This window comes from Flavobacterium sp. B330r (genome assembly GCF_056824325.1).
Genome location: NZ_CP124860.1, coordinates 2,183,037 through 2,206,446, shown reverse-complemented (window position 1 = coordinate 2,206,446; position 23,410 = coordinate 2,183,037). Strand labels below are relative to the sequence as shown.

The window sequence follows — 23,410 nt, the reverse complement described above, 5'->3', positions numbered from 1 at the left end:
ATATAAAAAGCCACTGAAAAGTGGCTTTTTCCATTTCTAAAATCTACTCAATCCCCAAATAAGGATCAAGAATCTCTGCTAATTCATTTAGCCAAAAGAAACCATCTTCAATATTTACGGTCTCCGTTTTCATAAATCCATCTTCTCGTATTGCATTTAACGCAATTAGGAAATTTACTTGCCTAATGGTTTTTGCCATACTTTTGGAATCGATTGAATTGTTGAAGAATTCAGTTAACCTCAATTCGGTTTCTTTGGAAAGGGTGTTTGTACTCATAAGTCTGAAAGTTTAGAGAGTATAAAACCCGCATGGGTTAGCTGCTCTACGCCTTTCAGAGCGTTGCGGTTGTTTCCAATACCGCCAGCATGCCATGCGGGCAGAAGTTTTGTTTTGTTCATATTCTGAAAGTTTAGAATTGCAAACATACGAAACAAAACAATAAATTGTAAGTTTTTTCTTTATTTAAAAATAAGGTACTATAAGTATATTTTCTCCAAATCGAATTTACAAAATTGAAAAATAAATCAATTTAAAATTTCATAATATTTCCTTAACCTACTTGTCTTTTATCTTTAAAATGGATAAGTTTGAGAATGAATCATTAAATTTTATTTGTTATGAAAGTACAAATCAACACCGACAAAAACATTGAAGGAAGTGCAAGATTAGAAAGTTATTTTTCTGGAGAAGTAGAAAAAAGCTTAGACCGTTTTCAAGATAAAATTACTCGCGTAGAAATTCATTTTGGAGATGAAAATGGAGAAAAGTTCAGCTTGCATGACAAAAAGTGTGTGATTGAAGTTCGTCCCGTAAAACTACAGCCAATTACAGTTACAGAACACGCCGAAAGTCTTGAAAAAGCTTTTAGCGGTGCATTGGCCAAAGCTAAAAAAACATTGACGAGCACTTTCGAAAAAATAAAAGAACATTAATATAATAAGTTGCAAAGTAACAAAGTGACAAAGATTCTAAGTTTTCTTGGAACCTTTGTCACTTTGTTACTTTATTACTTTGTCTCTTTAACTTATGATTTTGGCAGTGGTGCACCAACTGCAATATCGCAACGGTGACCTGGTTTTCCGTGCGGCGGATTCATTCCGTCTGCTACTTTCACTTCATTACCTTCGGTACTTAACAAAGCTGGAACTGGGTTTGATGCTGGCGGAGTAACGGTAAAGTTTTGAGTAACTGTTCCGCTTTGAGCGGTATTTGAAGCTGTTGTTGTTGTAGTTTTTGCAGGAGCAGAATTTAAAGGTGCTCCAACAGGAATATCACATCTATGTCCTGGCTGTCCGTGTGGCGGATTCATTCCTTTTGCTACTTTAACTGGAGCAGCAGTTGTAGTCGTAACCATTTTCTGCTGAGTCGGATTTACCTGAACGGTTTGTGCTTGAGTTGCCTGCGCTTGCTGTGTTGGTGCAGAATTTAAAGGTGCGCCAACCGCAATATCGCAACGGTGTCCCGGCTGTCCGTGAGCAGGGTTAATTCCTTTTGTATCGCTTAAAACTGTATTTGGGTTTGTTGCAGGTGCTTGCACCAGTGGTGCAGCAGGTTTTGTGGTATCTTTTGCAAGTCCTAATCTTACTAATTCAGAAGTTGCTGTGCTTGCTTGCGGTTCTAATTCCTTTTTACAGGAAACGAACAATAGAGAAGTTACAGCGAGTGAACTTATAAGTAATTTTGCCTTCATGACTGGGGGTATTTTTATTGATGAATCAAATATAGTGGTTTTTTGAGAGATTAAATCACATGAGTAATGTTAATGATAATTAAACACAGGATTTTAAATTGTTTTGAAAACTTCCATTTCCTTATATCACTTACATGGTTCAAAAAAAATTATAACTTTAAACTCAAATACTATATCTCATGAAAAAAACACTTTTACTTCTTTTATTCGTTGCTTCTTTTGCCAATGCACAAACAGACAAAAACAAAATCAATCAGACTTTAGATGCGTGGCATAAAGCTGCCGGCGAAGTAAAATTTGATGCTTACTTTAATACATTGGCAGACGACGCAATTTACATTGGAACCGATGCAACCGAGAATTGGACTAAAAAAGAATTTGCCGTTTGGGCAAAACCCTTTTTCAACAAAGGAACTACATGGAATTTTAAAGCTTTAGAGCGTCATATCTTTTTTGATAAAAGCGGAAAGATTGCGTGGTTTGATGAATTATTGGATACGCAAATGAAAATTTGCCGCGGTTCTGGAGTTTTGGTTAAAGTGGGGAACGAATGGAAAATTCAGCATTATGTTCTATCGATGACCGTTCCAAATGACGAAGTTGATGCTGTAACAAAGATAAAAGCTCCAATTGAAGACGCTTTGATTGCAAAACTTCAGAAAAAATAAAACATTTTACGGTTTTCTTATTATAAACGTAACTTTTTGAGCACTTTAGAAGCACTGTTAGCAGATTATTTTTAATTAATTCGGCAAAAACAGTGCTTTTTTGTAACTTTAGAATAAGATACTGTCAAAAAAACGAGCGGTATTTTACAAAATTCATCAAAATAAAAGCCACACCTCTATTTTATCAGCCTTAAAAACAAGAATATTTATTTTTTTCTAACTTTGACCCCAAAAAAAATAGGGTTAAACAAAGTATTTTAAAAATGAAAATAGAAAAACGCTGGATTATCTCCTTTATCATGATAAGCGTCGTATGTACGATAGGGGCTTTTTGGCCAACAGTTACCGAAAATAATTATGTTTTATCAGAATTTGGAACTACAGATCATATCGTTCCTGCCGATGTTGCCTGGATGCTTACTTCAAGCTGTCTGGTTTTAATCATGACACCAGGATTGTCTTTCTTTTATGGTGGAATGGTAGGAAAGAAAAATGTTATTTCGACCATGCTTCAAAGTTTTATCTGTCTAGGTGTCGTTACGCTTTTATGGGTTGTAGTTGCATTTAGTTTGGCATTTGGAGAACCGGTTGGTTTTGGTTCTGGAGATCATTTTTACAGCTTTTTTGGTAATCCGACCACTTTTGCTTTTATGGATTATGTTGGCGTTCTGCCTCATAAACAATTGGCCAATACAATTCCGTTTATGCTTTTTGCTTTGTTTCAGATGAAATTTGCCATCATTTGTCCTGCGATTATCACAGGTTCGTTTGCAGAGCGCGTTCGCTTTATCTCTTATTTAGTTTTCATTAGTTTATTTACCATTTTTATATATGCTCCTTTATGTCACGCGGTTTGGTACCCAACGGGCATTTTAGGAAGTTATTTTGGTGTTAAAGATTTTGCTGGAGGAACTGTGGTGCACATGAGTTCTGGTTTTGCAGCTTTAGCCGGAGTTATTGTTTTAGGAAAAAGAAAAAACAGCCAGCATATTCCAACCAATATTCCATTTGTATTATTAGGAACAGGAATGCTTTGGTTTGGATGGTTCGGATTCAACGCTGGATCTGCGCTTGCGGCCAACGGAACTGCCGCTATGGCTTTTGCTACAACGACAACTTCATCGGCTGCAGCGATGTTAACTTGGATTTTCTTTGACAGAATGAACGGAAGAAAAGTTTCTGCTTTAGGTGCTTGTATTGGAGCTGTTGTTGGTCTTGTTGCCATTACGCCTGCTGCAGGATTTATTTCTGTCCCAGAAAGTATGTTCTTCGGTTTCATTACAGCTTTGGTTTCTAATACGGCTGTAAATTGCAAATATTCTAAAAGATTTGACGATACACTTGACGTTTTTGCTTGTCACGGTGTGGGAGGAATTATGGGAATGATTCTAACCGCTATTTTCGCTCACGGCGAAAATGCAAGTTTACTTCACGGCGGATGGAATCTTTTCGGACATCACATGATGGCATTGGTTCTGGTTTCAGTCTTTACTTTCTTTGGAGCTTATTTCTTGTTCAAAGTAACCAATTTCATTATTCCGCTAAGAGTTTCAGAAGAATCAGAACACATCGGATTGGATTTATCACAACATGATGAAACATTAGATCCGAAATCAAAACCAATTACTGAACCTCACTACGGTTAATACATTATAGAATCGCAAGATTTGTTTTAAAAAAGACAACTCTTGCGATTTTTCTCTTTTTTAAACAATCCTACCGTTTATATTCCTTAATTTTGCGGAAAATTTTTGTAAAAGTGGGAAGTAAAAATAAACTAAAAAGATTCAGAGAAAACGAAACATTTCAAAACGTTTTTCAGCCAACCAGAGAAGAAGTTGTAGGCGATTTAATGCCTTTAAAAGGAAAATGGAATTCTGATTTCTTTAAAAATGATAATCCATTAGTTTTAGAATTAGGATGTGGAAAGGGAGAATATTCTGTTGGATTAGCAGAAAAATACCCAAACAAAAATTTTATCGGAATTGATATTAAAGGAGCACGTTTCTGGCGTGGTGCCAAAACTGCTGTTGAAGACGGACTTCATAATGTTGCTTTCGTTCGTACACAAATCGAATTGATCAATCATATTTTTGCTGAAGGCGAAGTAGACGAAATCTGGATTACTTTCCCAGATCCGCAGATCAAATACAAAAGAACCAAACACAGAATGACCAATTCTGAGTTCTTGAAATTGTACAAAAAAATCCTGAAAAAAGACGGTGTCGTAAACCTTAAAACCGATAGCGAATTTATGCACGGTTATACTCTTGGATTACTTCACGGAGAAGGTCACGAAGTTTTGTATGCCAACCATAACGTCTATAAAAACGAAGGAAGCCCAGAAGTTGTAACTTCTATACAGACTTTTTACGAAAAACAATATTTAGAAATTAATAAGGCAATTACGTATATTCGTTTCAAAATTAAAGACTAACTTTAATTTTGAAACCTTTATCTAACCGATTTTAATAACTAAATGACCTATCTTACCCCATTACTTTCAGGCTTTATTGCTGCAGCCATCGGGACTATTCCGCCAGGATTGCTCAACATGACAGCTGCCAAAATAAAAATGAAAGAAGGTAAAAAGAATGCTTTATGGTTTGTAATCGGGGCTGTTTTAGTTATTTTTTTTCAAGCTTATGTTGCCGTATTGTTTGCTCGCGTCATAGACAATCGTCCAGATGTTGTAACCTTATTGCGTGAAGTTGGTTTTGTCATTTTTTCTATCTTAACTATTTACTTTTTGTTTTTTGCAAAAGATCCGATAGCAAAGAAAAAAACGAAAATCAAAAAGAGTAAAAAAAGCAGTTTCTTTCTCGGAATGTTACTTTCTGGATTAAACTTCTTTCCGATTCCGTATTATGTTGTCGTAAGTGTTACTCTGGCTTCATACAATCTTTTTACATTTCAAAACCCGATTATACTAACATTTGTATTAGGTTCTGTTCTTGGGGCTTTCGGAATTTTATACAGCTATATTGCTTTCTTCGGAAGAATAGAAAAGAAAACCGATTACTTCATGAGAAACATGAATACTATTATCGGGACCATTACTGGATTAGTAGCTCTAGCAACACTTTTTAATATCCTGAATTACTACTTCGGATAAATAAAACGAACCATTAAGAGATTAAGAAAAATTAAGTTTTTATCTTTATTAACTTCATATCTTACTAGAAAAACATTTTAAAATGGCAGAGGAAAATTTTTTCGAAAGAGTGTATGTAATCGCCAGACAAATTCCGTTTGGAAAAGTTACTTCTTATGGCGCTATTGCAAAAGCATTAGGCACAGCTCGTTCCGCTCGAATGGTCGGCTGGGCAATGAATGCCTGTCATAATATGGATGATGTTCCTGCGCACAGAGTGGTTAACCAAAAAGGGCTTTTGACAGGAAAACATCACTTTGACGGAACCAATTTAATGCAGCAACTTTTAGAAAATGAAGGAATAAAAGTGGTCAACAATCAGATTGTAGATTTAGAAAAGCACTTTTGGAAACCGGAAGTTGAGATTTAAAAACAGTCATATCTCGTCTGTCAGGCTGAGCGGAGTCGAAGCCCTTTAGCGCAAGAATGGCTTCGACTCCGCTCAGCCTGACAAAGACAACCTCACCTTATTATTTTCAAATCAAACAAATCACAAAACTTGTTTTATCTTCATCAGTTTGATAGCTTAGATAACCTCCGTGAGCTTCTATAATATTCTTAGAAAGCGTTAATCCTATTCCAGCTCCATCTTTTCTGGTGGTGAAAAACGGAAGGAAAACTTTATCTCTAATTTCAGCATCTACTCCTTTTCCATTATCTGAAATCACAATAAAAAAACGATTATTTTCGGTATAGCTTGAGATCATTAATTTCTTTTCTATCTTTTCTTTTAAAGCATGAATACTATTGGTAATCAAATTGATTATGACCTGCTCCATCTGATTTTTATCAATCATAATAGAACGTGAACTGTGTATTTCATTCATCAATTCTATTCTTTCTTCCTTCAAGATCGGACTCATAATTCTAAGACAATCTTCAAACAGCGCATTGATTGGTGTCATTTGTTTATTTGGCGTTGGTAGCATTGCCAGTTTGCGATAATTTTCCACGAAAAACTGTAAATGATCGCTCCTATTTATGATGGTCGAAATACTGCTTTTGATATCTTCAAAATCGTCATCTTCCAATTCATCCTGATCTACAATGTGGAGCAAATTCTGCGAAAGCGCACGAATAGGCGTTAAAGAATTCATTAATTCATGCGAAATAATCTTCATCAGATTAATCCATGCTTCTTTTTCTTTTTTCTCAATAACGCGCTGGATACTATCTAGCAAAATGATAAAATACTCTTTGTCATAAGTCTGCGTAAGAGAAGTTTGCAACATAAAAGTCTGCAGGTCCTGATCTTCAATTTTGATTGAAATAGCGGTTTTTAATTCTGCAAAACCAACCTTTTCAATTTCACTGCACAAACTCGGAAGATAGTTTTTAAGGTATTTCCAATGACTTACTTTTGGCACTTTGAAAAGATTCGAAAAACAGTCATTCATTATAAAAATAGACCAATCCTCATTTTCTTTTTCTAAGATTAAAGCAGCGGTATCAATACTATTCAAAATCGAACGATAGATTAATTCTTTAGAGATCTGCTCTTGTTTCTGAACCTTTAAAGTATCATACAAAAGGTAGAGACTATTAAAATTGTCTTTTTTATGTTCTTCTGGAAAATGGGCAGAAAAGTCGTCATGCAAAATAGAGTTGATCGTTTTGTCATAAAACAGCAACTGGTTTTTGACAAAAAAATACATTTCAATTAGAAAAATCAAAACAAAAACACCCACTAATAAAGCGTTGTATTGAAATCCTTTGTAAAACAATAATGCACTGCCAATAAAGAGCGCCATTACAAACACAACTCTTACAAACAACGCGTTATAAAATTTCCAGTTTTTCATTTAATTATTTTTTTGTCACGTTTTTTTCTAGCCTCAGATTAAAAAGATTAAAGGGATTTTTTATCTGCTGAATTTGCAAAATCTGCGTGAAACTAAAATTTAAGACAAAGCAAAAATCTTGATTCTCGCCTCTTGCTTCTTCCTCTTTAATTCTTCAAATCGTATTTTTCTATTCTTCTGTACAACGCAGCCCGCGACAATCCTAATTCTTCAGCCGTTTTACTGATGTTTCCGTTATGCTTAAAAAGTGCTTTTTCAATTGCGCCTTTCTCCATTTCCGATAACGGATTTTCATCATTTTCCTGAATTTCTTCGAAGTTCAGAATATCCAGATCCATTACAGAAATGGTATTGTTTTCTGCTAAAATCAAAGCGCGTTCAATTTTGTTTTCCATTTCTCGAACATTCCCTTTCCATGGATATTTTTCAAGATAGGATGCAGCATTTTCTTCAAAACGCCAATTTTCCTGATTGTATTTTTCGGCAATTTGTTCCAGAATAAAATTGGCCATCGGTACAATATCGTCTTTTCTTTCTCTTAAAGAAGGCAGATTAATCTCCATGGTATTAATTCGGTACAGCAAATCTTCACGGAACGTTTTATTTTTGACTTCTGTTTTTATATCACTGTTCGTTGCGGCAATAACACGAACATTCAGCGATCGCGGTTTGCTTTCGCCTAAACGCGTTACGGTTTTGGTTTGTAAAACGTGCAATAATTTAGCTTGAAGATGCAGCGGAATATTTCCAATTTCATCTAAGAAAATAGTTCCGTTTGATGCATTTTCGAAACGGCCAGCGGTATCGATTTTAGCATCCGTAAAAGCACCTTTGGCGTAACCAAAAAGTTCACTTTCAAACAGGTTATCGCTTAGAGAACCTAAATCTACATGTACAAAAGGCTCGTTTTTCCTTTCAGAATGCTGATGAATAAATTCGGCAAAAACATATTTTCCCGTTCCATTTTCGCCCAAAATCAAAACATTGGCATCTGTTCTGGCCACTTTTTCGGCAATTGAATAAGCTTGTTTTATTTTTGCTGAAGTGCCGACAAAATATTTCTTTTCGGCCTTCTCTGTTTTTTCTGAAGCTGTTTTTTTGCTAGTTTTTCTGCTTTCAGCGACTGCTTTATCAATAACTTCTATCAATTTTTCGTTATTCCACGGCTTTAACACATAATCAAAAGCTCCAATTTTAATACCCTCTACAGCGGTTTCAATTTTACCAAAAGCGGTCATTAAGATCACAATTGTATTCGGAGAAAGCGTTTTAATTTCTTTCAACCAATGAATTCCTTCACGCCCATCTTCAAAACCAATTCGGTAATTCATATCCAGCAACACCACATTTATATCATTTTCGCTTAAAATTGAAATGATTTTTTTAGGACTATTGGTTGTAAAAATGGTCTCGAAATGTTTTTTAAGAATCATTTTTGCAGAAAAAAGAATTTCTTCCTGATCGTCAACAACTAATATTTGGGCTAGTTTTTTTCTCATGTAGTCTTTTTTCTGTCCGCTTCCGAACGGTCAACTGTTCATTATCGGACACTGCTTTTTAGAAGTGTTTTTTAGAGCCTCTTTAAAATCAATACTTTACAGATAATAAATTTTATGGCACAATATTTACCTATTGATTATCAGTAAAATAATTTAAAAAATGGACACGATAATTCCTCGTAAAAGTAAAAAATTTAGATATCTCGCAATAGCAATTGCTGTTTTTTTAGTTTTGCTCGTAATCGTCCTTTTTGCATTTAACACCAAAAGAACTTTAAATGTAAAAGCCGACGAATTGGTAATTCAAAAAGCAGAAAAAGCTTTTTTTGAAGATTTTGTTGTTTTTCAGGCAAAAGTAGAACCTTTGAATGTTATGCTTGTAAATGTTACTGAGGGAGGTTCTGTAAAAGAAATCTTTGTAGAAAATGGTGCAATGGTTACCAAAGGACAATCGCTGGCTCGTTTGTACAATCCAAATACAGAATTGAATTATCTTACTCAGGAAACCGCTATTATTGAGCAAATCAACAATTTGAATACGGGTAAATTAAATATCAGAAATCAAGAATTAAATCTAAACAAAGATTTGGTTTTGATAGAGCATGATTATAACGACGCGAAGAGATTATATGATATGAATGCGAAGTTGTATGAGAAAGATGTAATTTCTAAAAATGACTGGAATACTTTTAAAGAAAGCCTTCGTTTTCAGGAAGAACGCAAAAGAACAATTCAGCAGAGTATTCAAAAAGAAAAACAAAGCAATCAGGTTCAGATTTCACAAATAAACCGTTCGATCCAGACTATGGAAAAAAGTTTGGATATTCTGAGAAATAATAAAAAGAACTTCTTAATTACAGCGCCAGAAACAGGACGATTAACCTCTTTTGAACCTGTTTTAGGAAAGACTTTTCAGGCAGGCGCAAGCATCGGAAGAATCGATTCTAACAAAGGATACAAACTTATTGCCGAAGTAGACGAATTTTATCTGGAAAAACTTAGAGAAGGTTTAAAAGGACAGGTAGAATTTAAAGGGAAAAATCTTGAAGTTATCGTGACCAAAGTAATTCCTGAAGTAAAAGGCGGACGATTTACTGTGGAGCTTGCTTTTGTAAGTAAAGAAAATATTGTTCTGCAGGACGGACTTAGTTTTGGCGTAAAACTGATTTTGTCTGAAAAGAATAGAACTTTGGTAATTCCGAGAGGAGCTTTTAACCAGGAAGCAGCAGGAAAATGGATTTTTGTTGTAAACGGAAATAAAGCAGTAAGAAGAAATATCAAACTAGGCCGAGAAAATCCTTCGTATTATGAAGTTTTAGAAGGCTTAAAAGAAGGCGAATCTGTAGTTACTTCTTCTTACAGCGATTATAAGGATATCGAAGAGCTTTCTCTGGAGTCGCAGTCACAGTAATTCAGTGTTCAGTTTTCAGTCTCAGTTTACAATTATAAAAAAACACAATTTCAATCATCAATCAAAAAACGTATTTAATAACATTTCAAAACCTAAAAAAATTATGATCACAATTCAGAATTTAACCAAAGTTTTTAGAACAGAAGAAATAGAAACTGCTGCTTTGAGCGGTATCAATTTAGAAATAAAAAAAGGAGATTTTTTAACCATTATGGGGCCTTCTGGATGTGGAAAATCGACTTTATTAAATATTATCGGGCTTTTGGATAGCGCAAGCACAGGAAGCTACAAACTGCTAGACCAAGAAATGATTGGCTTAAAAGAAAAAGGCAGAGCGCAAGTGAGAAAAGAAAACATTGGTTTTATTTTTCAGAATTTCAATTTAATTGATGAGCTTTCTGTTTACGATAATATCGAATTGCCCTTGCTTTACAACAATGTAAAAGCTTCTGAAAGAAAACAGAAAATTGAGGCGATTGCTGAGAAACTTAATATCTCTCATCGTTTGAAACATTTTCCGCAACAGCTTTCTGGAGGACAACAGCAAAGGGTTGCCGTTGCAAGAGCTCTGGTAAATGATCCAAAAATTATTTTGGCCGATGAGCCAACAGGAAACTTAGACAGTAAAAACGGTAATGAAGTAATGGAACTTTTAACCGATTTGCACGCTAAAGGCGCTACCATTTTGATGGTTACCCACTCTGATTATGACGCTTCTTTTTCGCAAAGAACCATTCATATGAAAGACGGAGTTATATTTTCTGAGAAATTAAATCAACGCAATGTTGATGTTTTTATGGACGCTAAATAATAAAGTGATGATTAAAATTATTGTTACTGCACTTGTAGTTCTGGTAGAACTAGTATGCAAAATATTTACTATGATGTAAAACCGAAAGGTTTACTAAAAACAACCATATCAACTATAAAAAATATACCTCAAAATGATTTTTAACTGGTTTAAAATATTTATATATCATTTAAAACAAAGCAAATTGTTTTCGTTTTTAAATGTTTTAGGACTAAGCATCGGGATTGCTTCTGTCATTTTTGCGATCTTATATTGGAACAATGAAAACGCATACGATCAATGGAATCCTGAAAAAGAGAATGCTTATCTTGTTCTAAACAAAATTGGTTCGGGAGATATCTGGGCGACTAGTTCGATCCCTTTTGGCGAGACTTGTAAAGCTACAATCCCTGAAATTGACAAAATTTGTTTTCTCTACAATTGGTACGAAGATGGCGTTGTTAAATTTCAAAATCTAAAAATATTAGATAAAAAAGTTATCCGTACAGACGAAAACTTTTTTGATTTTTTCCCTTTTGAAATTATAAAAGGAAATAAACAGAACATTTTAAAAGAAAAAAATAGTGTTGCCGTATCCGAAGATCAAGCAAAATTGCTTTTCAAAAACGACGATCCAATTGGTAAATCAATTACGTATGGTAATGGCGATTATATCGTAAAAGCGGTTTTTCGCGTAACTAAACCGTCTTCAATCGAGCCAAATTATGTCTTTAACGGGGTTAAACGCGAGGGCGACAGAGATCAATGGGGGAATTTTAATTATGCTTTAATGGTCAAAGCTAAAAAAGGAACCAATTCTGCTGCTCTTATAAAGAAAATGCAAAATGTAATTTTTGTTAACAGAACCGTAAAAGATGCCAAAGCCAGCGGTCAGACCGTAGAGCAATATTTAAAAGAAAACGGACAGGTAGAAGTGATCCTAGATCAATTGAAAACGTCTCGTTTATATGGCACAATAAGTTCAGGAGGCCAAAATTTTCCTGAAGGGCAGGGCAATTTAAAATTGCTTTACATTATGGGCGGTTTGTCTGTTCTAATCTTATTTTTATCTATAGTAAATTATATCAATTTGGCAACTGCATCGGCCATCAAACGTGCCAAAGAAGTAGGTGTGCGTAAAATTGTGGGTGCAACAAAAAAACAAATTGTTACGCAGTTTATTTTTGAAACCTCTATAATCGTAACGCTTGCAATTGTTTTTGCACTTGCAATTGTAGAACTTTCATTGCCTTATTACAATACCTTTTTGAGAAAAACTTTGACTATGAATGGCGGCGAATTTTACCTGCAGCTTATTTTTATATTTGGATTAGTAATCGTTCTTGCGGGTATTTTCCCTGCTGTTTATATCTCAAATTTTGAAACATTAAAGGTTTTAAAAGGGAATTTTTCAAGAAGTAAAAGCGGTATTTGGATTCGAAACTCAATGCTTATCTTTCAATTCGGAATTGCTGCCTTCTTTATCATTGGAGCATTGATTGTTAATTCGCAGGTTAGTTACATGATGAACAAAGATCTAGGCTTTAGCGGTGATCAGGTACTTTCTATTACCTACAACACAAAAGACCGATTAAGCAGAACAGATAAATATTTAGCAGAGAAACAAGAAATTAAAAAAATTCCAGGAGTTGTAGATGTTACTACATTTGCTGGCACTTTTGGAGGCAATTCGGGATCAAGTTCAGGATTTAAGCATAATGGAATTTTTGTACAGCCAAAAAACATCGAAATGGATTTTGGATTTCTTGAAATGATGAAGATTAAAATAGTTGAAGGACGCGACTTATCTGCTCAATTTGCTTCAGACACTGTAAACGGCATGCTTATAAACGAGACACTTGCCAAAGAACTAAATCTTAAGAATCCAGTAAACACCATGATAACATCGGGCTGGAGTATTGGAAACAGTGATAATTTGAAGTTTAAAGTTGTTGGAGTTGTGAAAGACTTTAATTTAATCAATTTACAGAATAAGGTTCCGCCAATGGTTTTTATTAGTTTAAAAACACTAAAATGGAATAATTTCAATAGAGTGCTTGTAAAGGTTTCTCCAAATAATTTAACAGAAACGTTAGAAAAATTGAAATTATATTGGGAGAAAAACGTTAACCCTGACTATCCGTTTGATTACGAATTTGTTAACAAAGGATTTGCAAAAACTTATGAAGAGCAAGTCAAACAAAAAAACCTCTTTTTCATCCTAAATTTAGTCGTAATCATAATTGCTATCTTTGGATTGTTCGCTTTGGCATCATTTTCGATGGAGAGAAGATTGAAAGAAATCGCCATTCGAAAAACATTAGGAGCCGAAACAGATATACTCTTAAAAGAATTGTCGAAACAATATATTGTTTTCTGTTTTATAGGATTTGCAATCGGGATTGTTCCTGCTTATATATTATTACAGAAATGGCTTGAAGATTTCGCTTTTAGAATTGGAATATCAACAGTTCCGTTTATAATTGCCCTGATTTCACTTTTGTTTTTAACATTAGTAATTGTTTTAACAAAAGCATTTCAGGTAACTAGAATAGATGTATTAAAATATCTAAAATACGAATAAGCTTGTAGACCATTTTTTTTAAAGAAGCCCGACAGATTTCAGTAAAATCCGTCGGGCTTTTATTTTTAATCTTTCATTGTAATGGCATCATTATAAATTAACTTATCCAGACTTTGGTCTCGATCGTAAACATCTGGGAAAAAATTGACTTCTCCATTGTCCTGAACCCAGCAGGTAAAATAACCTATATAAACCGGAATTTTACGTTTAAGCATGCAGGTTGTTTCTTTTCCGCCATTCATAGCACTCTCAATTTTGTCTGCCGGCCAGTCTGGGTCGTCTTTTAAAATATGCAATGCAAGCTGTTTGGCTTCTTTCACATTGATACAGCCGTGGCTAAAAGTGCGTTTTTCAAATTCGAATAAACTTTTTGCAGGCGTATCGTGCATGTAAATATCATTCGGATTTGGGAACATGAATTTTACTAATCCCAGCGAATTTTTCGGTCCTGGTTTTTGTCGCACTTTACCTCCATTCCATTCCATGTTATGCTCTTCCAAATAGTTCTTATCACTTGCAATCTGGAGTTTTAATTCGTTTTGAATAATGCTATTGGGTACGTACCAATACGGGCTAAATACTATTCGATCCATACTTCCACTAAAAATCACTGTTTCACTAAGTCTGTTACCCACAAAAATGTCCGAAACCAGATCATATTTTCCGTCCTTAACATAAAACAGTCTAAATGAAGGAATATTAACCATAACGTACTCGTCTGCTTTTGCCAATTTGGTCGGAATCCATCTGCATCTTTCCATGTTCAACATAATGGTTCTGATTCTCTTGCTAATCGGCTCATTCATTTGATTGATAATATCTCTCGTTAGGGCATAATTTATTTTTAAATTATATCTTTTTTTATAATTTAAAACTCCCGCCATCAATTCTTCATCATAAATATCACTGCCAGAATCTTGTTTTAAATCTCCTACTACAAATAAGCGATTTCTAATTTGTTTAATGGCGATAGCTGTATCGTCTGGTCTTAAATCTTTAAAAGTCGCACTGTCAATCGCAATTTTCTGCCATAGATTATCGGTTTCAATTTTACGGTATTTTTTTAGCGCATCTTTCAATCTGTAGTATTGGCTGAATAACAGATTATCGTCTTTATCCAATCTATTGGAATCTACCATTAATGAGTCGAGAATGTGAGAATACGAAATGGATTTTGCAGGCAGATACCATCCTATTTTTTTCAATGTCGCAGGATCAACTCCAGAATACACATTGCTTGCATAAAACACATACATACTTGTAAGTAGTAATTCGGTATCAAGCTGAGATGGTTTGTTTGAAGAACTTTCATTAAACGCCTCATCAATTTGTTCTTTATAAGGCATCTTTTCTTCAATTCCCTGATCTTTCAGAACATTTACTTTCTGATACAATAAGGATCCAAATTCAGTGATACTTTTATCATCATACCAAATAGATTTGTACTGTTTGGCTTTATAAATATCATCAACATCTTTCTGATATTTTTTAAGCTTTGGATATTTCTTGAAGAAGGCATTGATGGAAGCCGCATCGATTGTAATGACAGCAACATCTTTTCGATTTGACAGATCAGAATTGCTTTTAGCATTGTTTGACAATGAATTGAATGAAAATGCAAAAAAACTGACTGTAACAATAATTAAAGAAAAAGTAAAATTTCGCATATTTTTAAAGTTTAAATTGGTAGAAATAACTTTAAAAAAAATACCGAAAACCCAAAAAATTACTCAAAAAACCTTAGTTTTCACATATTTTTTTCCTGTCTGGTAATCAATCGATTTGGGTAATCAAATATAACGAAGTTTTGTGAGAATTTTATTTATTTGAAAGAAAACTTACATAAAAGAACATTCTTTTAAATTGGAAAAACTTTTCTAAATGCATCAAAATAGATAATGCTACATAAATTCCATTTTAATGAAAAGTTATGTTGAATAATTTTGAATAATCTCAATATCAATAATTACAATCCAAAAACGCTTAATTTCCGAACTTAATCTGTTATCTTTGCACCCTGAAATCAGTTTAAATAAATATAATCTTATAAGACTGTTTTTAGAGAATAAAAAAATAGCCCATTACAATGAAACTAGATAGAAAAGAAATTCTAAAAGCCTTAGAGACAATCACTATTGCTGGAGAAGGAAAAAATATGGTTGAAAGCGGTGCTGTAACCAATGTTATTACATTTGGAGATGAAGCTGTTGTAGACCTTGTATTGCATACGCCTGCTATGCACATCAAAAAAAGAGCTGAAGATGATATTAGAAGAACAATTCATGAACTAATATCGCCAGATGCAAAAGTAAAGGTAAATATTAAAGTAGAAGCTCCAGAGAAACCGGAAATTAAAGGCCGTGCTATTCCTGGAATTAAAAATATTATTGCAGTTGCCTCTGGTAAAGGAGGAGTAGGAAAATCTACTGTAACTGCAAACTTAGCTGTTACACTTGCAAAAATGGGCTTTAAAGTTGGTGTTTTAGATGCTGATATCTATGGTCCCTCTATGCCAATTATGTTTGACGTTGAAAACGAAAAACCGATTTCGGTAACAGTTGACGGAAAATCAAAAATGAAACCTATTGAAAGCTACGAAATCAAAATGCTTTCAATCGGATTTTTTACAGCGCCAAGTCAAGCTGTAATCTGGAGAGGGCCAATGGCTGCAAAAGCATTAAACCAAATGATTTTTGATGCAGATTGGGGAGAATTAGATTTCATGCTTCTTGACCTGCCTCCTGGAACTGGAGATATTCACCTTTCTATCATGCAGTCACTTCCAATTACTGGAGCGGTTGTAGTAAGTACTCCGCAAGCGGTGGCACTTGCAGATGCAAAAAAAGGTGTGGCAATGTTTATGCAAGATAACATCAATGTTCCTGTTTTAGGAATTATAGAAAATATGGCTTACTTTACACCAGAAGAATTGCCAGAAAACAAATATTATATCTTTGGACAAGAAGGTGCTAAAAACCTTGCTGAAGATTTAGGAGTTCCGTTTTTAGGAGAAGTTCCAATTGTACAATCTATTCGCGAAGCAGGAGATTACGGTCGTCCGGCAGCATTGCAGACTGGTTCTCCAATAGAAACAGTTTTTGAAGAAATTACTAGAAATGTTGTACAAGAAACAGTAAACAGAAACGAAAGCTTACCAGCAACAGAAGCCATCAAAATTACAACAATGGCAGGTTGCTCGGCAGTTAAAAAATAATTAGATAATTGAGATGATGAAACTAATGAGATAATTTGAAAATTAGATAATGAGATAATTTCACGCAACAAAGTAAATTTTCTAATTTTCTAATTGGCACATTTTCGAATTAAAAAACATTCTCTAATTGACACATTAATATTATGACAACAGAAGAATTAACAAGTAATGTTTTATTGGCCTTAGATGAGATAAGACCATTCTTAAAATCTGACGGTGGAGATATTTCATTAATTTCTATCGAAGATGACAAACATGTAAAAGTTCGTTTGGAAGGAGCTTGCATTAGCTGTAGCGTTAATCAAATGACACTAAAAGCTGGTGTTGAAACTACCATAAAAAAATATGCGCCACAAATTGAAACTGTGGTAAATGTAATGTAACAAAAACAGCATCTTTTTTTCCAAATTAAACCCTAAAAGTTTAACAAGAATAATAGGTAAATTATTGTTTGATTGAAAAAATCATAAAATAACACCTAAAAAAAGACGTTTTTTGCCACATTCACAAAAAACAACGCAAAGATTTAAGAGTTTCTGTTAAGGAATTGTTACATTTTTAACTTAAATTTGTCACAAAACCCTTAAATCTTAAACTTATGAAAAACTATTACGCTCTTTTTTTATTATTGTTTTTTGTTTCTGTAGGATATGCCCAAAGTAAGAATGTTGTGGTTGACAAGGCTTGGGTAAGTGAATCTGAAGAATGGTCTGACTTTCAATATTCAGGTAAGATTATCTTTTCAATCAATCCAAACGAAGCACCTGGAACATTGCGAATTGGAAACTACGATTTCTTATACGATTTTGTAGAAGGAAAAGCAAAATTTACAGTAAAATCAACTTACAGTTCAGCAGAATTCTCAAATCCGAGAAAGCTTTCTGCTTCAACTGACAAACAAGGAGTATTAAACACGACTTACGAAGGAACATTGATTTTCCAGTCTGATAGAGATTATTATTCTGTAATCGCAGTGGTTACAATTCTTGAAAAAAACGATAACGTTCTTGGTGTAAAAATGCACTTAAAAGAGAATGATAGAAAAGAATACGCTTTTAGTACTAAACCTACTAGCTAATATAAATTAGGATTTTTTCACGTTATAAAATCCTGCCAAAAATTCCAATAATTAAAATGGATGTATTAATTAAAATTAAAGATCGAGAAGGAGTTATACACGAATTACAGGCTCCGACTGATATGGCAATGAATATAATGGAGTTATGCAAAGCATACGAACTTCCTGTTGAAGGAACCTGCGGAGGTATGGCCATGTGCGCATCTTGCCAGTGTTATGTTCTAAATGATGTTGCATTACCAGAAATGGGAGACGATGAAGAAGCTATGCTTTCGGAAGCATTTTATGTTAAGTCTAATAGCCGTTTGGGTTGTCAGATACCAATTACTGAAGAATTAGAAGGACTAGAATTAGAACTGGCTCCGGAATATTAAAAATAAAAGAAAAGCGAGGATTTATTGATTCTCGCTTTTTTATTATCAGTTCTCATTAGCAATATAACTTCGAAATAGATTCTATTTCTCTCATATACGGTTTCATTCTTCAGAATTATTAAACTCTCTTTTACAAAGCTTTCATAAACTCCCTCGGGTTTTTAAATAATTTTGTTCCCGCAATTAGACAAAAACTAAATAAGTTTACACCACATTAAGCTTATTATATTATTATCCTGACTTTTACAGGCTACCCATAGACTCTTTTGAAAATACTTTTGTAAAAAATTAAGGACTAAACCTATCCTTATATTAATCAGCAAAAATATTCTAATATGAAAAAGTTTCTAAATTACATCAGTATTACATTAATTGCTTTGACATTGTTTTCATGCAGCAAAAATGAATGGACGCCAGAAGTAGAAGCTGAATTTAAAATTGATGCAAAAGAAGGAATGCTAAAAAAGGGGAAAGGAATGCTTTCAGAAGATCAGGTGGATTATATTGTTGATTGTTCTGTTCAAAAATTCAAACAGCAAAACATTTTACCTAATGACACTAAAAAACCTGAAAATGAATCAAAAGTAAAACAGGCTGCTAAAGAATGTGCTCAGGAATGGCTTACCAAAAATCAGGACAAAATAGGAAAATCGATACTAGCAGAATAAATATTCTAGAATTATAATTCTATTAAATCAAAAAAACCGTAATTACATTGCTGCAATTACGGTTTTCTCTTTATAACAATTTAATTTAATCTCTAGATTATACCAAACCTGCTTTGATTAAGTATTCAGCGATTTGGATCGTGTTTGTTGCAGCACCTTTTCTTAAGTTATCGGCAACAATCCACATGTTTAATGTATTTGGCTGGCTTTCGTCACGACGAATTCTTCCAACAAAAACATCATTTTTACCTTCTGCGTACAATGGCATTGGATAAGTAAAGGTATCTAAATTATCTTGAACTACTACTCCATCTGTATGGTGTAGAATTTCGCGAACTTCATTTACATCAAAATCATTTGTAAACTCAACATTTACTGCTTCACTATGTCCGCCTACAACTGGTACACGAACTGCAGTTGCTGTAACTCTAATGGTATTATCACCAAGAATTTTTTGAGTTTCGCGAACTAATTTCATTTCTTCTTTAGTGTATCCGTTTTCTTCAAAACTATCGCAGTGTGGAATTGCATTTCTGTGAATTGGATATTTGTAAGCCATTTCACCTTGAACTCCAGCGTACTCGTTTTCTAATTGTTTTACCGCTTTTACACCAGTTCCTGTAATAGATTGGTAAGTAGAAACTATAATTCTTTTAATGTTATATTTTTTGTGCAAAGGAGACAAAGCCAAAACCATTTGAATTGTAGAACAGTTTGGATTTGCAATAATTTTGTCTTCTTTAGTTAAAACGTCAGCATTGATTTCTGGAACTACCAATTTTTTAGTAGGATCCATTCTCCATGCAGAAGAGTTGTCGATTACAGTTGTTCCAGCTTCAGCAAATTTTGGAGCCCATTCTAATGAAGTATCTCCACCAGCAGAGAAAACAGCAATATCAGCTTTCATATCAACAGCTGTCTGTAATCCTACTACTTTATATTTGGTTCCTTTGTATTCGATTTCTTTTCCAACTGATCTTTCTGATGCAACAGGAATTAATTCTGTAACAGGAAAATTTCTTTCTGCTAATACTTTAAGCATTACTTCGCCTACCATTCCAGTAGCGCCTACAACTGCAATTCTCATTTTTATATTTTTAAATAATCAATTAATCTAATTTGTAAGGCAAAAGTAAGTATAATAAAAGTTTCCACAAGGCGATTCACAAAAAATAACAAAATGTTATAAAATAAACATTTTGTAAAAAAACCGCCTCTTTAGAAGGCGGTTAAGTTAGACTTAGTGTAGCGGTATTATATTTTTATTTATTTTTCAATAAATCTCTAATCTGTATCAATAATTCTTCTTGAGTTGGTCCAGCTGGAGGTGGCGGTGCAACATCTTTCTTTTTAGCATGGTTCATTGCCTTAATTATCAGGAATAAAACAAAAGCCACAATAATAAAGTTAATTACTGCCGATATAAAGACTCCGTACTTTACACCTCCAAAAGCAGTTAATTGCTCAATAGTCGATAAATGTGCAGCATCTAAAGCTGGTTTCAACAGCAATGGCGTAATTACATCTTCAATAAATGAGCTGACAATTTTACCAAAAGCAGCTCCAATGATCACCCCGACAGCCAGGTCAACCACATTGCCTTTCATTGCAAATTCCTTAAATTCTGAAAAAAATCCCATATCTGATCTGTTTAGTTGAATAATAAATGAATATCGAAAATACGCAATTTTATTGAAAATTCTTAATATTATCTAAAAAATACCCTCTTAACACGTTGCGAAATACTCGTCATTATCTCATACGGAATTGTTTTTAAGGCTACAGCCATCTCTATCACAGTCGGGCTTTCGCCGAAAATAATTACCGAATCGCCTTCTTTACAATCTATGTCGGTTACGTCGACCATTAGCATATCCATGCAAACGCTTCCAACGATTTTGGCTTTTTGATTTTTGATGGTGACAAAACCCACTTCATTTCCCCATAATCTCGCAATTCCGTCTGCATATCCAATCGGAATTGTGGCAATTTTAGTTGCTACATCGGCCATAAAACGGCGTCCGTATCCCACGCTATCGCCAGCAGGAATGGTTCTGACTTGAGAAATTATTGATTTTAATGTTCCAACATTTTCTAAATACTTTTGCTCTGCAGGATCATTTGAAACTCCGTACAATCCAATCCCTAAACGCACCATGCTGTATTGTGCATCAGGAAAATTACTGATTCCGGAAGTATTCAAAATATGTCGGATTGGATTAATATTTAATTCGCTTCTTAGTCTTGAAGATAATTTCTCAAACAATGCAATCTGCTGTCGCACAAAATCAAAATGTTTTGGATCATCGCTTGTTGCCAAATGCGATAAAATACTTTGAACACGAACCGTTGAATTTCCTTTTAAAGTTGCAATCAATTCGTCGATCGTATTGTTTTCAAAACCCAGACGATGCATTCCTGTATCTATTTTGATATGAATTGGATACTCTTTTAAGTTCTTTTCGCGAGCTATTTTCAAAAAGGCATTTAGTCCTTTCAGACTATAAATCTCAGGCTCTAATTGGTATTGAATAATAGATGGGAAACTGGTCGATTCTGGATTTAAAACCATAATGGGAAGTTTTATTCCTCCGTTTTTCAACGCAATTCCTTCATCCGCGAAAGCGACACCCAAATAATCTACTTTTTGATGTTCTAGTAATTTTGCAATTTCTAATCCGCCGTTTCCATAACCAAATGCTTTTACCATCACCATCATTTTGACATTTGGCGCTAGTTTTGACTTATAATAATTGAAGTTATGCGTGATCGCATCGAGATTAATTTCAAGAACGGTTTCATGTGTTTTTTCTTCTAGAAGCGAAACAATTTCTTCAAATTGAAAAGATCTTGCTCCCTTTACTAGAATCGTTTCATTATTGAAATTCAGATTATCGATTTCGGCTATAAAATCGGTCGTGTTTTCAAACATTGTACTGTTTGGAAACTTCGCTTTAAAAGAAGAAATTGTGGGCCCTATACCAATTACGCGGTTTATTTTATTATCTGAGATTAACTGAGCAACTTTAGAATACAATTCTTCATTGCTGAATCCGCTTTGAAAAATATCTGATAAAATAACCGTTTTTGAAGCACCTTTTTTCTTCTGACTTTCTAAAAAGTCTAAAGCAATTTTAAGCGATTGAAAATCGGAACTGTAGCTATCGTCAATAATACTGCAATTATTGATTCCGTTTTTTACTTCCAAACGCATACGAACAGGATATAGCATCTCAATTCGATTCTGAATCGTTTCTTGATCGTAATTAAAGTTTAATAAAACTAATAAACAAGAAATCGCATTTTCTACCGAAGCCGAATCGTTAAAGGGAATTTCTAAACTGAAAATTTCGTTTTTGTATCGATATTGAATAAAAGTATGGTCATTTTTATGTTCTCGTTTTTCAATAAAAACATCTGCATTTTGATCGGTAAAACTCCATGAGAAAAGTTTTCGTGGATGCACCATGTATTCTGCTGCAAACTGCGTTAAACAAGATTCGACAACTTCGTTTTTTTGATAGATAATGATCGGACAATCTTTAAACAAAAGTAATTTTTCATCAATCTTTTGCACCAAATTTAGAAACCCTTCATCGTGCGCGCTTCCAATATTAGTGAGCACACCTATTGTAGGTTTAATTATTTTTTCCAGATGAGTCATTTCGTTAACCGTCGAAATTCCAGCTTCGAAAATGCCTAAATTATGCTTTTCATTAATTGCAATTACCGAAAGTGGAACCCCTACTTGAGAATTATAACTCTTTGGACTTCTAATAATATTATAATCCGGACTCAATAAGAAATTAAGCCATTCTTTTACAATCGTTTTACCATTGCTCCCTGTTAATCCAATAACTGGAAAATGGAATAAGTTTCTATAGTAAGCAGCAAATTCCTGAAGTGCAAAAAGCGTATTTTCAACAATCAAAAAATTAGCTTTATCGGCATAACCTTCTGGAATATATTGCACAACAAAATTTTGAACCTTGTTTTCTATTAAATCTGGAATAAACAAATGAGCATCATTGTTAACCCCAGCCAGAGCAAAAAATAATGTTTGCGATCCGTTTTGAAGCGAACGGCTGTCAATTGAGATATGATCGATTAAAACATCAGCATCTGAGCCAATCCATTTGGCGTTGAGAACTGAAACAAGGCTTTTTAAATTTAGACTCATTTAGAAATTTCTTTTTTTCAAATTTAAAAAAAGGTTTGCCACGAATGTCCCAAATTTTTACAAATTAATTTCACGCAGATTTAAAAAAAATTAAGCAGATGCGCGCAGATTTTTTTATTAATTAAATTGGCTTAGATCTGCCTAAATCTGCAGAATCTGCGTGAAAATTTTTAGCCACAGATTAAAAGATTATCACTGATTATAATCCTTTTTAATCCTAAAAATCTGTGGCAAAAAAAATAATTTGTGGATTCGTGTAATTCGTGGCAGAAAAAATTTATTGATTATATTTGTTTT

General features: G+C 33.9%; 22 protein-coding genes. 14 read left to right on the top strand and 8 right to left on the bottom strand.

Annotated elements, in window-relative coordinates; all coding sequences use genetic code 11:
- Window positions 1-43 precede the first annotated feature (43 nt).
- On the bottom strand, window positions 44-277 hold the full coding sequence (locus tag QLQ95_RS10015) for a hypothetical protein (protein ID WP_066032999.1): 234 nt from the start codon (window positions 275-277) through the stop codon (window positions 44-46).
- 341 nt (window positions 278-618) lie between these two features.
- Between QLQ95_RS10015 and QLQ95_RS10010 the strand changes: the two genes are divergently transcribed.
- Entirely contained in the window at window positions 619-933 is a 315-nt protein-coding gene (locus tag QLQ95_RS10010; protein ID WP_095929746.1) for an HPF/RaiA family ribosome-associated protein, read from the top strand.
- Between the two features lie 92 nt (window positions 934-1,025).
- Here QLQ95_RS10010 and QLQ95_RS10005 read toward each other — a convergent pair whose 3' ends face one another.
- Window positions 1,026-1,691 (bottom strand): hypothetical protein, encoded by a 666-nt coding sequence (locus QLQ95_RS10005; protein WP_482503634.1) that lies wholly within the window; start codon window positions 1,689-1,691, stop codon window positions 1,026-1,028.
- 179 nt (window positions 1,692-1,870) lie between these two features.
- Between QLQ95_RS10005 and QLQ95_RS10000 the strand changes: the two genes are divergently transcribed.
- From QLQ95_RS10000 to QLQ95_RS09980, 5 genes are all read left to right on the top strand, one after another.
- Window positions 1,871-2,359: a nuclear transport factor 2 family protein gene (locus tag QLQ95_RS10000; protein ID WP_482503633.1), complete on the top strand. Its 489-nt coding sequence runs from the start codon at window positions 1,871-1,873 to the stop codon at window positions 2,357-2,359.
- Window positions 2,360-2,622: 263 nt separating this feature from the next.
- Complete coding sequence (locus tag QLQ95_RS09995) at window positions 2,623-4,005, top strand: ammonium transporter (RefSeq protein WP_482503632.1); 1,383 nt, start codon at window positions 2,623-2,625, stop codon at window positions 4,003-4,005.
- Window positions 4,006-4,118: 113 nt separating this feature from the next.
- The gene (trmB, locus tag QLQ95_RS09990) at window positions 4,119-4,796 is read left to right on the top strand and encodes a tRNA (guanosine(46)-N7)-methyltransferase TrmB (RefSeq protein WP_095929742.1); all 678 of its coding nucleotides are present in this window, start codon (window positions 4,119-4,121) and stop codon (window positions 4,794-4,796) included.
- A gap of 42 nt (window positions 4,797-4,838) precedes the next feature.
- The gene (locus QLQ95_RS09985; RefSeq protein WP_095929741.1) at window positions 4,839-5,474 is read left to right on the top strand and encodes a LysE family transporter; all 636 of its coding nucleotides are present in this window, start codon (window positions 4,839-4,841) and stop codon (window positions 5,472-5,474) included.
- 82 nt (window positions 5,475-5,556) lie between these two features.
- Complete coding sequence (locus tag QLQ95_RS09980; RefSeq protein WP_320495794.1) at window positions 5,557-5,883, top strand: MGMT family protein; 327 nt, start codon at window positions 5,557-5,559, stop codon at window positions 5,881-5,883.
- 106 nt (window positions 5,884-5,989) lie between these two features.
- Here QLQ95_RS09980 and QLQ95_RS09975 read toward each other — a convergent pair whose 3' ends face one another.
- Together QLQ95_RS09975 and QLQ95_RS09970 are read right to left on the bottom strand one after the other, a co-directional pair.
- Complete coding sequence (locus QLQ95_RS09975) at window positions 5,990-7,315, bottom strand: sensor histidine kinase (RefSeq protein WP_320495796.1); 1,326 nt, start codon at window positions 7,313-7,315, stop codon at window positions 5,990-5,992.
- Window positions 7,316-7,461: 146 nt separating this feature from the next.
- Window positions 7,462-8,814 carry a sigma-54-dependent transcriptional regulator gene (locus tag QLQ95_RS09970; protein WP_095929738.1) on the bottom strand — a complete coding sequence of 451 codons (1,353 nt, stop codon included), beginning with the start codon at window positions 8,812-8,814 and terminating at the stop codon, window positions 7,462-7,464.
- Window positions 8,815-8,974: 160 nt separating this feature from the next.
- Here QLQ95_RS09970 and QLQ95_RS09965 point away from each other — a divergent pair, with 160 nt between their 5' ends.
- The 3 genes from QLQ95_RS09965 (at window position 8,975) to QLQ95_RS09955 (ending at window position 13,599) form a co-directional block, all read left to right on the top strand.
- Window positions 8,975-10,225 carry an efflux RND transporter periplasmic adaptor subunit gene (locus tag QLQ95_RS09965; RefSeq protein WP_482503629.1) on the top strand — a complete coding sequence of 417 codons (1,251 nt, stop codon included), beginning with the start codon at window positions 8,975-8,977 and terminating at the stop codon, window positions 10,223-10,225.
- 103 nt (window positions 10,226-10,328) lie between these two features.
- Window positions 10,329-11,036, top strand: a complete 708-nt coding sequence (locus tag QLQ95_RS09960) for an ABC transporter ATP-binding protein (protein ID WP_248729096.1) — start codon at window positions 10,329-10,331, stop codon at window positions 11,034-11,036.
- A 133-nt stretch (window positions 11,037-11,169) separates the two neighbouring features.
- Window positions 11,170-13,599 (top strand): ABC transporter permease, encoded by a 2,430-nt coding sequence (locus QLQ95_RS09955; protein WP_095929735.1) that lies wholly within the window; start codon window positions 11,170-11,172, stop codon window positions 13,597-13,599.
- Window positions 13,600-13,664: 65 nt separating this feature from the next.
- Here QLQ95_RS09955 and QLQ95_RS09950 read toward each other — a convergent pair whose 3' ends face one another.
- A complete protein-coding gene (locus tag QLQ95_RS09950) occupies window positions 13,665-15,266 on the bottom strand; it encodes a L,D-transpeptidase family protein (RefSeq protein ID WP_320495801.1) in 1,602 nt (533 codons plus the stop codon).
- Window positions 15,267-15,685: 419 nt separating this feature from the next.
- Here QLQ95_RS09950 and QLQ95_RS09945 point away from each other — a divergent pair, with 419 nt between their 5' ends.
- The 5 genes from QLQ95_RS09945 to QLQ95_RS09925 all read left to right on the top strand — a co-directional run bounded on the left by QLQ95_RS09945 (window position 15,686) and on the right by QLQ95_RS09925 (window position 18,933).
- Window positions 15,686-16,813 carry an Mrp/NBP35 family ATP-binding protein gene (locus QLQ95_RS09945; protein ID WP_095929733.1) on the top strand — a complete coding sequence of 376 codons (1,128 nt, stop codon included), beginning with the start codon at window positions 15,686-15,688 and terminating at the stop codon, window positions 16,811-16,813.
- A gap of 143 nt (window positions 16,814-16,956) precedes the next feature.
- Window positions 16,957-17,196, top strand: a complete 240-nt coding sequence (locus QLQ95_RS09940) for a NifU family protein (protein WP_095929732.1) — start codon at window positions 16,957-16,959, stop codon at window positions 17,194-17,196.
- A 215-nt stretch (window positions 17,197-17,411) separates the two neighbouring features.
- Window positions 17,412-17,891, top strand: a complete 480-nt coding sequence (locus tag QLQ95_RS09935; RefSeq protein WP_095929731.1) for a hypothetical protein — start codon at window positions 17,412-17,414, stop codon at window positions 17,889-17,891.
- 56 nt (window positions 17,892-17,947) lie between these two features.
- Entirely contained in the window at window positions 17,948-18,265 is a 318-nt protein-coding gene (locus QLQ95_RS09930) for a 2Fe-2S iron-sulfur cluster-binding family protein (RefSeq protein WP_095929730.1), read from the top strand.
- A 335-nt stretch (window positions 18,266-18,600) separates the two neighbouring features.
- Window positions 18,601-18,933 carry a hypothetical protein gene (locus tag QLQ95_RS09925; protein ID WP_320495803.1) on the top strand — a complete coding sequence of 111 codons (333 nt, stop codon included), beginning with the start codon at window positions 18,601-18,603 and terminating at the stop codon, window positions 18,931-18,933.
- 97 nt (window positions 18,934-19,030) lie between these two features.
- On the opposite strand, the gene QLQ95_RS09920 is transcribed toward QLQ95_RS09925, so the two are convergent.
- From QLQ95_RS09920 to QLQ95_RS09910, 3 genes are all read right to left on the bottom strand, one after another.
- A complete protein-coding gene (locus tag QLQ95_RS09920; RefSeq protein ID WP_428239041.1) occupies window positions 19,031-20,020 on the bottom strand; it encodes an aspartate-semialdehyde dehydrogenase in 990 nt (329 codons plus the stop codon).
- A 175-nt stretch (window positions 20,021-20,195) separates the two neighbouring features.
- Window positions 20,196-20,573: a large conductance mechanosensitive channel protein MscL gene (gene mscL, locus QLQ95_RS09915; protein WP_095929726.1), complete on the bottom strand. Its 378-nt coding sequence runs from the start codon at window positions 20,571-20,573 to the stop codon at window positions 20,196-20,198.
- Between the two features lie 68 nt (window positions 20,574-20,641).
- Window positions 20,642-23,113 (bottom strand): bifunctional UDP-N-acetylmuramoyl-tripeptide:D-alanyl-D-alanine ligase/alanine racemase, encoded by a 2,472-nt coding sequence (locus tag QLQ95_RS09910; RefSeq protein ID WP_482503624.1) that lies wholly within the window; start codon window positions 23,111-23,113, stop codon window positions 20,642-20,644.
- Window positions 23,114-23,410 lie beyond the last annotated feature (297 nt).

Coding starts and splice junctions, on each gene's coding strand:
- QLQ95_RS09950 (WP_320495801.1), bottom strand. CDS start 15,266: ATGCGAAATTTTACTTTTTCTTTAATTATTGTTACAGTCAGTTTTTTT.
- QLQ95_RS09930 (WP_095929730.1), top strand. CDS start 17,948: ATGGATGTATTAATTAAAATTAAAGATCGAGAAGGAGTTATACACGAA.
- mscL (WP_095929726.1), bottom strand. CDS start 20,573: ATGGGATTTTTTTCAGAATTTAAGGAATTTGCAATGAAAGGCAATGTG.
- QLQ95_RS09965 (WP_482503629.1), top strand. CDS start 8,975: ATGGACACGATAATTCCTCGTAAAAGTAAAAAATTTAGATATCTCGCA.
- QLQ95_RS09995 (WP_482503632.1), top strand. CDS start 2,623: ATGAAAATAGAAAAACGCTGGATTATCTCCTTTATCATGATAAGCGTC.
- QLQ95_RS09980 (WP_320495794.1), top strand. CDS start 5,557: ATGGCAGAGGAAAATTTTTTCGAAAGAGTGTATGTAATCGCCAGACAA.
- QLQ95_RS09960 (WP_248729096.1), top strand. CDS start 10,329: ATGATCACAATTCAGAATTTAACCAAAGTTTTTAGAACAGAAGAAATA.
- QLQ95_RS09945 (WP_095929733.1), top strand. CDS start 15,686: ATGAAACTAGATAGAAAAGAAATTCTAAAAGCCTTAGAGACAATCACT.
- QLQ95_RS09920 (WP_428239041.1), bottom strand. CDS start 20,020: ATGAGAATTGCAGTTGTAGGCGCTACTGGAATGGTAGGCGAAGTAATG.
- QLQ95_RS09955 (WP_095929735.1), top strand. CDS start 11,170: ATGATTTTTAACTGGTTTAAAATATTTATATATCATTTAAAACAAAGC.
- QLQ95_RS09940 (WP_095929732.1), top strand. CDS start 16,957: ATGACAACAGAAGAATTAACAAGTAATGTTTTATTGGCCTTAGATGAG.
- QLQ95_RS10015 (WP_066032999.1), bottom strand. CDS start 277: ATGAGTACAAACACCCTTTCCAAAGAAACCGAATTGAGGTTAACTGAA.
- QLQ95_RS10010 (WP_095929746.1), top strand. CDS start 619: ATGAAAGTACAAATCAACACCGACAAAAACATTGAAGGAAGTGCAAGA.
- QLQ95_RS09935 (WP_095929731.1), top strand. CDS start 17,412: ATGAAAAACTATTACGCTCTTTTTTTATTATTGTTTTTTGTTTCTGTA.
- QLQ95_RS10005 (WP_482503634.1), bottom strand. CDS start 1,691: ATGAAGGCAAAATTACTTATAAGTTCACTCGCTGTAACTTCTCTATTG.
- QLQ95_RS09975 (WP_320495796.1), bottom strand. CDS start 7,315: ATGAAAAACTGGAAATTTTATAACGCGTTGTTTGTAAGAGTTGTGTTT.
- QLQ95_RS09985 (WP_095929741.1), top strand. CDS start 4,839: ATGACCTATCTTACCCCATTACTTTCAGGCTTTATTGCTGCAGCCATC.
- QLQ95_RS09910 (WP_482503624.1), bottom strand. CDS start 23,113: ATGAGTCTAAATTTAAAAAGCCTTGTTTCAGTTCTCAACGCCAAATGG.
- QLQ95_RS09970 (WP_095929738.1), bottom strand. CDS start 8,814: ATGAGAAAAAAACTAGCCCAAATATTAGTTGTTGACGATCAGGAAGAA.
- QLQ95_RS09925 (WP_320495803.1), top strand. CDS start 18,601: ATGAAAAAGTTTCTAAATTACATCAGTATTACATTAATTGCTTTGACA.
- QLQ95_RS10000 (WP_482503633.1), top strand. CDS start 1,871: ATGAAAAAAACACTTTTACTTCTTTTATTCGTTGCTTCTTTTGCCAAT.